The following is an 11,593-nucleotide window of genomic DNA, read 5'->3' on the forward strand; positions in this document are numbered from 1 at the left end:
AAAGTGAACAGTTCCAACGAGATGTCGACCGTGCTCGACCGTAATTCCGAATCACCGCTGTGGGCCCAGTTCCGCGATGCCATCCGCCTGCAGATACTGCAGGGCGCGCTGCCCATCGGCGCCAAGCTGCCCTCCGAGGCGGAGCTCGGCGAACAGTTCGGCATCTCGCGCATCGTGGTGCGGGAAGCCCTGGCCGACCTGGTGCGCAACAACCTCATCTACAAGATCAAGGGCCGTGGCGCCTTCGTCTCGGCACGCGAACGCGACGAGGATTTCGTCTCCACCGTGCTGGGCTTCTCCGACGAGATGGAACGCAAGGGCCGCTCGGTGCGCACGCAGATCCTCACGCAAGAGCTGCGCGCGCCCACCGAGCACGAGGCCGCATCGCTCGGTCTTGCCGACGACGCGCAGGTGGTGGCCCTCAAGCGCCTGCGCAGTGTCGACGGCGAGCTGCGCCTGCTGGTCGAGACCGCGGTGCCGGCCGACCTGGCGCCGGGCCTGCACCGCGCGCGGCTGGAAGACCGCTCGCTCTACGACGTGCTGCGCCGGCAATACGGCCTGCGCCTGGTGCGCGCCGAACGCTGGATCGACGCCGTGCTGCCCGATGCTGAAACCTGCAAACTGCTCGACCTGCCGCAGCCCGAGCCGCTGCTGCGCATCGAGTCGATCGCCTACGGCGCCAACGGCCGGCCGCTGGAGCACTACCGCGCGCTGCACCGCTGCAAGACCAGCCGCCTGCACGTGCAGACCACGACCTGAACTTTTTTCGTCAGGTCTTGGCGGTGCTGCTACGCGAAGGCCACAGCACCGAGGCGATGGCCACCATCATCAATGCGACCGCCACCCAGTCCTGCCAGTGCACAACTTCGCCGAGCCACACCGCGCCGCTGAACACGCCCAGCACAGGAATGAACATCACGCTCAAGGTCGAGGCCACCGGTGGCAGTCCGCGCGCCAGGTAGAACCACGCCGCGTGCGCAAAGCCGAAGATCAGCACCGCGTTGTAGAGGATCGAACCCCAGGTCACCGAACCCGGCCAGCGCCATTGACCACGCTCGAAGAGGAGCGAGAGCACCGTCATCACCACGGCAGTCATCGCCGTCATCCAGAACGAGAGCGTGAGCGTCGCGAGGCCGATGCGCGTGTGCCGCAGCAACTGTGTGCCGAGTGCCCATGTCGCGGCCGCCACCAATGCGAGCGCCACGTAGCCGGGCCGGCCCGCCAGGTCGGTGAGTTCGTGCCACAGCAGCAACCCGACGCCGATGGCGCAAGCGCCCACGCCGATCCACGAGCGCCGCGTGAGCACGGCCGAGAACAGCACCGCGCCGATGATGGCGGAGAACACCGGCATCGTGTAGCCCAGGATGGCCGTGCGCCCGCCCGAGAGCGCCTTCACCGCAAGGATGATGCAAGCGTGCCAGATGAACATGTTGGTGGCGCCCAGCCACACCAGCTCGGGCCATGCGCTTCGCGGCACGCGGAACGGCACCTTCATGACCACCAGCGCAAGGCCCAGCACCGGGACGCCGAGCCAGATCGAGAGTGCACGGAAGGCCAGCGGCGGATAGTCCGCCACGCCGAGCTTCATGACGGGCCAGTTCAGACCCCAAGCAAGGGTCAGGAGAACGAGCAGGACGAACTGGCGCGGCGTAAAGGAAGGCATGGGCCGCGATTGTGGCGCGGCCCGCGCATTCGTGCAGAAAGCGGGCCGGCTACAGCAGCCGCTTCAGGTAGCGCCCCGTGTGGCTCGCCTCGTTGGCCGCGATGTCTTCGGGCGTGCCTTCGCCCACCACCGTGCCGCCGCCGGCGCCGCCTTCGGGGCCCATGTCAATGAGCCAGTCAGCAGTCTTGATGACGTCCAGGTTGTGCTCGATCACGACGATGGTGTTGCCCGCGTCGCGCAGCTGGTGCAGCACCTTCAGCAGCAGCTCGATGTCTGCGAAATGCAGGCCGGTCGTCGGCTCGTCGAGGATGTACAGCGTGCGGCCGGTGTCGCGCTTGCTGAGCTCCAGCGCAAGCTTCACCCGCTGCGCCTCGCCGCCCGACAGCGTGGTGGCCGACTGGCCGAGCTTGATGTATGAGAGGCCCACGTCGAGCAGCGTGCGCAGCTTGCGCTCGATGGTGGGCACAGCCTTCAGGAACTCATGCGCGGTCTCGACCGTCATCTCGAGGATCTGCGCGATGTTCTTGCCCTTGTACTGAACCTCGAGCGTCTCGCGGTTGTAGCGCTGGCCGTGGCACACCTCGCAGGGCACGTAAACGTCGGGCAAAAAGTGCATCTCGACCTTCACCACGCCATCGCCCTGGCAGGCCTCGCAGCGCCCGCCGGCCACGTTGAAGCTGAAGCGGCCCGGGCCGTAACCGCGTTCGCGCGCGGTGTTGGTCTCGGCCATCAGCTCGCGGATCGGCGTAAAGAGGCCCGTGTAGGTGGCCGGGTTGCTGCGCGGCGTGCGGCCGATGGGGCTCTGGTCGACGTTGATGACCTTGTCGAAATACTCGATGCCCTCGACCGACTCGTGCGCGGCCGGTTCCTCGTGCGCGCGGTAGAGCGTGCGCGCGACGGCGGTGTAGAGCGTGTCGTTCACCAGCGTTGACTTGCCCGAGCCCGAGACGCCCGTGACGCAGGTCAGGAGGCCGACCGGGAAGGCCACGCTCACGTTCTTCAGGTTGTTGCCGGTGGCGCCCACCACACGAATCTCCTGCAGGTCGGTCTGCGATGCAAGGTGAGCTGCCTCGCGCGCGGCGCGCCGTTCGGCCGCGGGGCTCGGCGGAAAGCGCGAGGCCTTCTTGCCTTCGTTGAAGGCGGGCTTCTTCACGACCGGCAGCCAGGCGGTGCGGCGCTTGGGCACTTCGATTTTCTTGACGCCCGAAAGGTACTGGCCGGTCAGCGAATCGGGATTGGCCGCCACCTGGGCATAGCTGCCCTGCGCCATCACGCGGCCGCCGTGGATGCCCGCGCCGGGGCCCATGTCGATCACGTGGTCGGCGGCGTGGATCATGTCCTCGTCATGCTCGACCACGATCACGCTGTTGCCGATGTCGCGCAAGTGCTTCAGCGTGCCGATGAGACGGTCGTTGTCACGCTGGTGCAGGCCGATGCTGGGCTCGTCGAGCACGTACATCACGCCCGTGAGCCCGGAGCCGATTTGCGACGCGAGCCGGATACGCTGCGCCTCGCCGCCCGAGAGGGTTTCGGCGCTGCGGTCCAGGCTCAGGTAATTCAGGCCCACGTCGTTCAAGAACTTGAGCCTGAGGCCGATTTCGCGCACCACCTTGTCGGCGATGTCAGCCTTGGCGCCGCGCAGCTTGAGCGTCTGGAACCAGGCGAGCGAATCGCGCAAGGTGAGGTGGCTGAGTTCGAAGATCGCCATGCGGGGTGGTTCTCCACCATCCGCCGGGCGGGCCGACTCGTCCACCAGGAACACGTTGCGCGCCTCGGGACGCAAGCGCGAGCCGCCGCAGTCGGGGCACGGCTGCAAGTTGCGAAAGCGCGCGAGGTCTTCGCGCACCATCACCGAATCGGTCTCGCGGTAGCGCCGCGCCATGTTCGGAATGATCCCTTCGAAAGGGTGCTTCTTCGTGAGCTTCTTGCCCGCGAAGTTGCCCGACTCCATGGTGTAGTTGAACTTGATCTCTTCGGCCGCCGAGCCTTGCAGCAGCACCTGCTGCACCGAGGCGGGCAATGATTCGAAGGGCGCGTCGACGTCGAACTTGTAGTGCTTCGCGACGCTCTCGATCATGCTGAAGTAGTAGCTGTTGCGGCGGTCCCATCCCTTGATGGCTCCGCTCGCGAGCGAGAGAGTGGGAAAGGCCACCACGCGTGCGGGGTCGAACACTTCGCGGTGGCCGAGGCCGTCGCAGCTCGGACAGGCGCCCACGGGCGAGTTGAACGAGAACAGGCGCGGCTCCAGCTCCGACAGCGAGTAGTGGCAGATCGGGCAGGCGAACTTGGCGTTGAACAGGTGTTCCTTGTCGGCCGCGCCTTCGGCGCCCAGCTCGAGCGCAATGGCTCGGCCTTCGGCGAGCCGCAACGCCGCCTCGAAGCTTTCGGCCAGGCGCTGCTGCATGTCGGGCCGCGCGCGCAGCCGGTCGATCACCACGTCGATGTCGTGCTTCTCGGTCTTCTTGAGCTTGGGCAGGTCGTTGTATTCGTAGGTCTGCCCGTCGACGCGAAAGCGCACGTAGCCGGCCGCCTGCATCTCGGCGAACAATTCGAGGAACTCGCCTTTCTTCTCGCGCGCCACCGGCGCCAGGATCATCAACCGCGGCTCATTGGGAATGGCGAGCGTCGCATCGACCATCTGCGACACGGTCTGCGCCTGCAGCGGCAGGTGATGATCGGGGCAGTAGGGCGTGCCGGCGCGCGCATACAGAAGGCGCAGGTAGTCGTGAATCTCGGTCACCGTGCCCACGGTGGAGCGCGGGTTATGGCTGGTGGCCTTCTGCTCGATGCTGATGGCGGGCGACAGGCCCTCGATCACGTCGACGTCGGGCTTGTCCATGAGCTGCAGAAACTGCCGCGCATAGGCCGAAAGGCTCTCCACGTAGCGCCGCTGGCCTTCGGCATACAGCGTGTCGAAGGCCAGGCTCGATTTGCCCGAGCCCGACAGGCCCGTGATGACCACGAGCTTGTTGCGCGGGATGTCGAGGTCGACGTTCTTCAGGTTGTGCGTGCGCGCACCGCGGATGCTGATGCGCTGCTGCGCGAGTACGGCGCCAAGATAGGCGTCGCGTTCCGGATCTTCAGTGGCGGGGGATTTCAAGGGGTCGATCGTCCGAGGGCAACCGAGCATGATAGTGCGCTCGCCATTTCATGGCGAGGTGGCGGGTTGTGGCGGCTTCTCCGCGGCGGCTTCCGGCTCGGCAGGATGCACCGGCTCGGTGCTGCCGATGGCCCTCGCGACCATGTGCTCGGCGAGCGTCTCGTAGAGCGGCCGGCTGATCATGCGGGAGACCAGGCTGGCCAGCATGGCCGCCGCCATGAGGCTCAGCACCATCGAGTGGCCGTCGACCATTTCCATCACGATGATGAAGGCGGTGAGCGGCGCCTGCGTGACGGCGGCCAGGAAGCCGGCCATGCCCATGGCGATGAGCGCGGGCCCGAGTTCGCTGCCGGTCAGCCCGGCCACCGCATCGCCGATGCCCGCGCCAATGGACAGCGAAGGCGCGAAGATGCCGCCCGGCACGCCGCACCAGGCCGTGAGCCAGGTGGCGATGAACTTGAGCGCGGTGTAGAGCGGTGTCAGCTCGTCGTGGCCCTGCAGCATCTGCTTGACCGCCTCGGAGCCGGCGCCGAAGGTGACGCCGCCGGTGACCAGTCCGATGACCGCCACCGCCAGCCCGCCGCAGGCGGCAAACCGCACCGGAAAACGTGCGCGCCATTGGTTGAAGCGCCCGGCCCCGCCGGTGAGCGAGGCGATAAGGAGCCGCGCGAACAGTCCGCCGGCCGCGCCGCTCAGCAGAGTGACCAGCAGGCCCGGCCCCAGGGCATCCCAGCCCAGCCGGGGGACGCGGATCACGCCGAAGTAGCTCAGGTTGCCAAAGGCCGAGACCGCCACCAGGCCCGCCAGCACGATCGCCGTGATGATCAGCCCGCTGGAGCGCGCTTCGAGGCGGCCCGACAGTTCCTCGATGGCGAACACGACGCCGGCCAGCGGCGCGTTGAACGCCGCCGCAATGCCGGCTGCCCCGCCCGCCACCAGCAGCGCGCGGGAATCGATGGTGGTGTTGGGCGACAGCCAGCGCCGCGCATGCTGCATCACGCCCGCCGCGACCTGCACCGAAGGTCCTTCGCGCCCGATCGACAAGCCGGCCGCGAAGCCCGCGACGCCCAGCCCGATCTTGGCGACCGTCAGCCGGAGCGACGCGAAGACGAATCGCCGCTCCTCCGGCAGCGCCGGATGCAGAGCCGCCTTGATCTGCGGAATGCCCGAACCGCCCGCACCGGGAAAGAAGCGCAAAGTGAACCACACGATGGCCGCGGTGATGAGCGGCGTCGTCAGCAGCACCGCCCAGGGCCAGGCCCGGTAGAAGCGGTGAAACTGGCTAAACACCCAATCGCTGGCAAACGTGAAGCCCACCACGAAGAGCCCGGCCGCAATGGCATAGCCCAGCACGACGGCCCGGTCGAGCCAGACACGGCCGCCGCGCAGTTCGGCGCGCAGGTGCTCCAGGAAGTCGGGTTCTCTATTCATGCGGAGCGCTCATTCTGGCACCCGGCGGAGATGCCGGCGGCTGCCTGGGGCACAATCGAGGGTTCCTTTCAACCTCCTCCTTCATCTACTTATCAGGGGCAGTGCATATGGCATCGGTCAATAAAGTCATCGTCGTGGGCAACTTGGGTCGCGATCCCGAAATGCGTACCTTCCCAAGTGGCGACCAGGTCGCGAACGTCACCGTGGCCACCACCGATCGCTGGAAGGACAAGCAAAGCGGCGAAATGCGCGAAGCCACCGAGTGGCACCGCATCGTTTTCAACGGCCGCCTGGCCGAAATCGCCGGCCAATACCTGCGCAAGGGCTCGCAGGTGTATGTCGAAGGCAGCCTGCGCACGCGCAAGTGGACCGACAAGGACGGCATCGAAAAGTACACCACCGAGATCCGCGCCGACCAGATGCAGATGCTGGGCAGCCGCCAGGGCCAGGGCGGCCCCTCGGGCGGTCCGGAGGACGACGGCGGTTACTCGCAAGGCGGTGGTGGCGGCGGTGGTTACTCGCAAGGCGCGGGTGGCGGCGGTGGTGGTGGTTATGCCCCCCGTGCGCCGGCCGCGGCACCCCGTGCTCCGGCAGCCGCACCGCGCCAGGCGCCGGCCAAGTCGTCGTCGGGCTTCGACGACATGGACGACGATATTCCGTTCTGAGTTGAATCGACCCGTGGCTGAAGCTGTTCCATCGCTGCTTCAGCCGTGCGGCTCGCCGAGGACATTCCCGCTCCCGCTGGCGTTTTCCTGAACCGGATGCAGGTCGCGCGCCGATGAGTTCCACATTCGCGCGTCGGCTGCACGCGCGGCTGCTCGAACACTTCTCCAGCTATCGCCTGGCCTCTTTCTGGGCGAGCGGGGTGCTTCTTGCTTCCGTGGCGCTGCTGGTGGCCATGGTGGCCTTCTTTGCCGCGCCCGGCGTCGGGAAAGAGCCCTCGGCCATCCACATGAAGCATGCCGACTGGCAGGTGGAAGAGGCACCCGGCTTCCGCGAACTGCCGCTCGCCGTGCAAAGCGATGCCTTGCCGGCCACCTGGCAAACCGTCGAACTGCCCCTGGCCCCGCCCATCGCCCTGTTGCGCCAGGCCGGCGGCAGCGGATCGGCGGGCCCGACCCGCATCACCTGGCTGCGGCTTTCGCCGCGCGACTTGCCCGGCACTTCGGCGCCGCTCGCGTTGTATGGCGCGCGGATCAAGACGGACGGCACCATTGCCGTCTATGCCAACGGGCGGTTGGTTCATCGCGCGCAGGTGCAGGGTCCGTTGTGGAACAGCACCCGCACGCCGTTGTGGATCTTGCTGCCCAAGACGCCCGACGGCGAGCCGCTGCGCGAGATCCTCCTTCGGATGGAGCACACGCAAGGCGCGCAGGTGGCGGTTTCATCGCTCTGGGTGGGGCCCGCCAACGCGCTCGAAGGGCGCTATCGAATGCGCCAGTGGCTTCAGCAGGATCTGCCGGCCATGCTCAGTACAGCCTTCATGGCCGTGGGCGTGTTCTCGCTCTTCGTGTGGTTCAGGCGCAGCCATGAGACGGGCTACCTGCTGTTCTTCAACCTGGCGACCACATCCTTCCTTCGGAGCCTGCATTTCTATGTCGGCGTTCCGGTTGCCAACGACTGGTTCGCCTGGCTGACGGTCAACTCCCTGTTCTGGCTGGTGGCCGTGGTGCACTTCGCCCTGCGACAGCTGCATGGCCGTCCGCTCAGGTGGCTGAGCTTCGCGGTGGTGGGCTGGACGGCGTTGATCGGCCTTCTGACGCTGCCGGGCCTCGCCATATTGAGGAATACGCCGCAGGTGACTCCGTTGATCTACATCGGCGCGGCATCGATGGGCGTGGCCGTGGCGCTGGTCGGCGGCGTCAGCGCCTGGCGCCGCTCCAGCGAAGGGCGGCTGGTGGCGGTCGGCATCGGCGTGTGCGTGCTGCTGGGCGTGTCCGACTGGCTGCTGCAGAACAACTTCATCAGCCCCGAAGGCTGGTACCTTGGCGCCTACACCAATGCGGTCACCTTCAGCGTCTTCGGGGTGCTGATGTACCGGCGCTACGTCAGCGCCATTGCAGAGGTGGAGCGCGTCAACGCCAGCCTGGCGCAGCGCCTGCAGGCCCGCGAGGCCGAACTCGAGCTCAGCCACCAGCGGCTGCGCGAGGTCGAAAGGCTGCAGACCATCAGCGACGAGCGCCAGCGCCTGATGCAGGACATGCACGACGGACTCGGCTCCTCGCTGATCAGCGCCATCCGCTCGGTGGAGGGCGGCGGCATGAGCGGCGACAGCGTTTCGGAGTTGCTCAAGGGCTGTTTGGACGACCTGAAGCTGACCATCGATTCGATGGAGCCGCTCGAAGACGACCTGTTGCTGCTGCTCGCGACGCTGCGCTATCGGCTCGGGCCGCGTCTCGAGAGCTCGGGTGTCGCCTTGCGGTGGAACGTACAGGAGCTTCCGCCACTGGACTGGCTCGACCCCACGAGCGCGCTGCAGATACTGCGCATCGTCCAGGAGAGCATCGCCAACGTGCTGCGCCATACCCGCGCCACCGAGATCCGGGTGGGCACCGTAGCGGAGGCGTCGGGTGTGCGCGTGACCATCGAAGACAACGGCCAGGGCTTCGATGTGGACAAGGCCATGGGCGCCGCCGGCGGGCGAGGCATGCAGAACCAGCTGCGGCGGGCGCAGGCCATCGGTGGCGCGGTCTCGTGGCGCTCAGGGCCGGCGCGCACGCTGTTCACGCTGTGGTTGCCGCTCAAGCGCGAGGGGCGGGCGGCACGGGCATAGGACTCGCGGCTCAGCCCGCGAGGCCCACGAACACGTTCTGCACGTCGTCGTTGGCGTCGATGGCGGCCAGGAAGACCTCGACTTCTTCCAGGTGCTCGGCGCTCAGGCTGGCCGGATCGACCGGATTCTTGGGCTTGTAGCCCAGCTTGGCCGACAGCACCGTGAAGCCCTGGGCCGGCAGCGCGCGGCTCACGAGGTCCAGGTCGGTGGGGTCGGTCAGGAACACGGTGGCGCCGCTTTCACCGGCTGGCTCGAAGTCTTGCGCACCCGCCTCGATGGCAGCCACTTCGGCGTCGGCATCCGGGCGCGAGGGCTCGGCTTCGATCATGCCGATGTGGTCGAAATCCCATGACACCGAGCCCGAGGTGCCCAGCTGGCCCTTGCGGAACAGAACGCGCATTTCAGGCGCGGTGCGGTTCACGTTGTCCGTCAGGCATTCGACCATCACTGGCACCTGGTGCGGCGCAAAACCTTCGTAGATCACGTGTTCGAAGTGCACTGCCTCGCCCGTAAGCCCGGCGCCTTTCTTGATGGCGCGGTCCAGGGTGTCCTTCGGCATCGAGACCTTGCGGGCCTGCTCCACGACCAGCCGCAGGCGCGCATTCGAGGCCGGATCGGCACCGCTGCGCGCGGCGACCATGATTTCCTTGGCCAGTTTTCCGAACAGGCGGCCCTTGGCGTTGGCGGCCAGATCCTTGTGTTTTGCTTTCCACTGTGCGCCCATGGCGGATGTTCCTTGTGTTGGGTATGCGGTGTCTAGCCTCGCTTGGCGCCGGGCCGAAGGGCTGGATGACCGGTTTGGGGCAGCTACTGTAGCCGGAGCGCGTGCGGACAGCAGTTTTTTCCAAGTCCTGGAGGCCAGGCGTGCCTACGCTTGGCACGTCTCATCGTCCACAACCTTGTTCTTCAGACACGCCGCCATGTCCTCCATCGACTCACGACAACGGCAAGACGCCGCAGAACTCTTTCGTCGGCTGCACGCCGGCCCGCGCCCCTTGGTGCTGGTGAACGCCTGGGACGCAGTCAGCGCCCGCATGGTCGAGCGCGCGGGCGCGCAAGCCATCGGTACCACCAGCGCCGGCATGGCCTGGTCCATGGGCCATGCCGACGGCGAGCGCATGCCGGTGGACGAACTGCTCGCGGCCTGCGCGCGCATCTGCCGCGTGGCGAGCGTTCCGGTCACCGTCGACATCGAACGCGGTTTCGGCGACAGCACGCAGGCCGTGTGCGATGTCGTGCGCTCGCTCGTCGGCATGGGCGTGGCGGGCATCAACATCGAAGACGGCACGCTGCAGGGCACGCGCCAACTTGCGTCGCCCGAAATCCTCTGCGAGCGCATCCAGGCGCTGCGCAAGATCGATGCGCGGCTGTTCATCAATGCGCGCACCGACACCTACTTCGTCGCCAACGACGATCCCGCGGCGCGCTACCAGGACACGCTGCGGCGCGCGCGGCTCTACGCGTCGGCGGGCGCCGACGGCATCTTCGTGCCGGGCATGGCAAGCCTGGAGGAGATCGCCGGTCTTGCGGACGCGGTGCCGCTGCCCCTGAACGTGTATGCCGGCCACGCCAAGGCGCCATCGGTCGACGTTCTCGCGGGTGCCGGCGCGCGGCGCATCAGCCTGGGCTGTGGGCCGCTGCAGGCTGCACTTGGCGTGCTCGGCCGCATTGCCGCCGAAGCGTTCGACGGCGGCAGCAACAACAACGGCGGCGGCTTTCGCACCATGGCCGCCGAGATGCTCCCGGCCGGCGAGATCAACGGGCTTTTTGCGGGCGTGCGTCGCTGAGGCGCGGCTGCCTTCTTTCGCGGCGACCGCGGCAAGGGCGGCGTTTGCGCGGTCCAGGAGCGAGTGATTGTTTCCGTTCCGTGAACGCCGCGGTTCTTTTTGATGAGGGTTTTTACTTAGATGGCGGCGCACAATTCATCTCACAGACCGGCCCCCAAGCCGATCTGGGTGAACAGGGCCCCGAGCGAGGTGGCCGCCCCCCAAGAGGGACGGTGACCCACCCAAGACCGGTTCGAAATCATCCAAAGTCAAAACTGAACTGAATTGAAGGAGATCAAAATGACCGCCTCGAAGATCCTCTCCGCCGTTGCTGTTGCCCTCATGGCCGTTGCCGGCGCCGCCCACGCTGAAACCTATGAAGGTGTGCACTCACTGATGGCTGCCGCGAGCCGCGCTGAAGTGGCCAGCCAAGCCGTGGTTGCCGCGCACAGCGCCAACCCCTATGCCACCGGCGCCAATGCAGGCCCGGCCCAAGTGTTCGTTTCGTCGACCAGCCGTGATGCGGTCCGCGCCGACGCCGTGGCCGCTGCCCGCTCCGCCGACCCGTACGCCGAAGGTGCTTCAGCTCACGTCGCACCCATCGTTGCCGGCACGGTGGACCGTGCCACGGTGCGCGCCGCAGCCCGCGCCGCTGCTCGCGGTGACGCACTGCCGCTGTAATCCGATCGGTCCTGGCGCTCTGAGAGTGCCAGCCCTCGAAAAGGCCGGCCCTGCGAAAGTAGGGCCGGCCTTTTTTTATTTATTTGACCCGTCCTGAAATGGGTTGACACCTTTTCCCCCAAGAAAAGGCAAGTCAATGGAATCAGGCGTCAAACGCACGCAGCGTGACTACACGCTGG

9 protein-coding genes are annotated in these 11,593 nt (G+C 67.0%); 5 read left to right on the plus strand and 4 right to left on the minus strand.

The window, feature by feature from the left end:
- The first annotated feature begins 3 nt into the window (after positions 1-3).
- The gene (locus tag BLR24_RS23580) at positions 4-759 is read left to right on the plus strand and encodes a GntR family transcriptional regulator (protein WP_093021495.1); all 756 of its coding nucleotides are present in this window, start codon (positions 4-6) and stop codon (positions 757-759) included.
- Positions 760-769: 10 nt separating this feature from the next.
- Here the strand turns inward: BLR24_RS23580 and BLR24_RS23585 are convergent, their stop codons facing one another.
- Genes BLR24_RS23585 through BLR24_RS23595 form a run of 3 tightly spaced genes read right to left on the minus strand, consistent with a single transcriptional unit; the run spans position 770 to position 6,194 of the window.
- Positions 770-1,663 (minus strand): DMT family transporter, encoded by an 894-nt coding sequence (locus BLR24_RS23585; RefSeq protein WP_093021499.1) that lies wholly within the window; start codon positions 1,661-1,663, stop codon positions 770-772.
- A 49-nt stretch (positions 1,664-1,712) separates the two neighbouring features.
- A complete protein-coding gene (uvrA, locus tag BLR24_RS23590; RefSeq protein ID WP_093021502.1) occupies positions 1,713-4,793 on the minus strand; it encodes an excinuclease ABC subunit UvrA in 3,081 nt (1,026 codons plus the stop codon).
- Between the two features lie 18 nt (positions 4,794-4,811).
- Entirely contained in the window at positions 4,812-6,194 is a 1,383-nt protein-coding gene (locus BLR24_RS23595) for a chloride channel protein (RefSeq protein WP_093021505.1), read from the minus strand.
- Between the two features lie 107 nt (positions 6,195-6,301).
- Between BLR24_RS23595 and ssb the strand changes: the two genes are divergently transcribed.
- Together ssb and BLR24_RS23605 are read left to right on the plus strand one after the other, a co-directional pair.
- Positions 6,302-6,859, plus strand: coding sequence for a single-stranded DNA-binding protein (ssb, locus tag BLR24_RS23600; protein ID WP_093021509.1), 558 nt, complete (start codon positions 6,302-6,304; stop codon positions 6,857-6,859).
- 233 nt (positions 6,860-7,092) lie between these two features.
- Entirely contained in the window at positions 7,093-8,967 is a 1,875-nt protein-coding gene (locus BLR24_RS23605; protein ID WP_254787538.1) for a sensor histidine kinase, read from the plus strand.
- Positions 8,968-8,977: 10 nt separating this feature from the next.
- Here the strand turns inward: BLR24_RS23605 and BLR24_RS23610 are convergent, their stop codons facing one another.
- Entirely contained in the window at positions 8,978-9,691 is a 714-nt protein-coding gene (locus BLR24_RS23610; protein ID WP_093021512.1) for a YebC/PmpR family DNA-binding transcriptional regulator, read from the minus strand.
- Between the two features lie 196 nt (positions 9,692-9,887).
- On the opposite strand from BLR24_RS23610, the gene BLR24_RS23615 reads away from it, so the two are divergent.
- On the plus strand, positions 9,888-10,754 hold the full coding sequence (locus tag BLR24_RS23615; protein WP_093021515.1) for an isocitrate lyase/PEP mutase family protein: 867 nt from the start codon (positions 9,888-9,890) through the stop codon (positions 10,752-10,754).
- 279 nt (positions 10,755-11,033) lie between these two features.
- On the plus strand, positions 11,034-11,414 hold the full coding sequence (locus tag BLR24_RS23620; RefSeq protein ID WP_093021566.1) for a helicase SNF2: 381 nt from the start codon (positions 11,034-11,036) through the stop codon (positions 11,412-11,414).
- Positions 11,415-11,593: the final 179 nt, after the last annotated feature.

This window comes from Variovorax sp. OV700 (genome assembly GCF_900099805.1).
Taxonomy (GTDB): Bacteria; Pseudomonadota; Gammaproteobacteria; order Burkholderiales; family Burkholderiaceae_C; genus Variovorax.

What these genes read in the sequence shown, in the direction of transcription:
- ssb (WP_093021509.1), top strand. Translation starts at nt 6,302, where the DNA reads ATGGCATCGGTCAATAAAGTCATCGTCGTGGGCAACTTGGGTCGCGAT.
- BLR24_RS23620 (WP_093021566.1), top strand. Translation starts at nt 11,034, where the DNA reads ATGACCGCCTCGAAGATCCTCTCCGCCGTTGCTGTTGCCCTCATGGCC.
- BLR24_RS23610 (WP_093021512.1), bottom strand. Translation starts at nt 9,691, where the DNA reads ATGGGCGCACAGTGGAAAGCAAAACACAAGGATCTGGCCGCCAACGCC.
- BLR24_RS23595 (WP_093021505.1), bottom strand. Translation starts at nt 6,194, where the DNA reads ATGAATAGAGAACCCGACTTCCTGGAGCACCTGCGCGCCGAACTGCGC.
- BLR24_RS23615 (WP_093021515.1), top strand. Translation starts at nt 9,888, where the DNA reads ATGTCCTCCATCGACTCACGACAACGGCAAGACGCCGCAGAACTCTTT.
- BLR24_RS23585 (WP_093021499.1), bottom strand. Translation starts at nt 1,663, where the DNA reads ATGCCTTCCTTTACGCCGCGCCAGTTCGTCCTGCTCGTTCTCCTGACC.
- uvrA (WP_093021502.1), bottom strand. Translation starts at nt 4,793, where the DNA reads ATGCTCGGTTGCCCTCGGACGATCGACCCCTTGAAATCCCCCGCCACT.
- BLR24_RS23605 (WP_254787538.1), top strand. Translation starts at nt 7,093, where the DNA reads ATGGTGGCCTTCTTTGCCGCGCCCGGCGTCGGGAAAGAGCCCTCGGCC.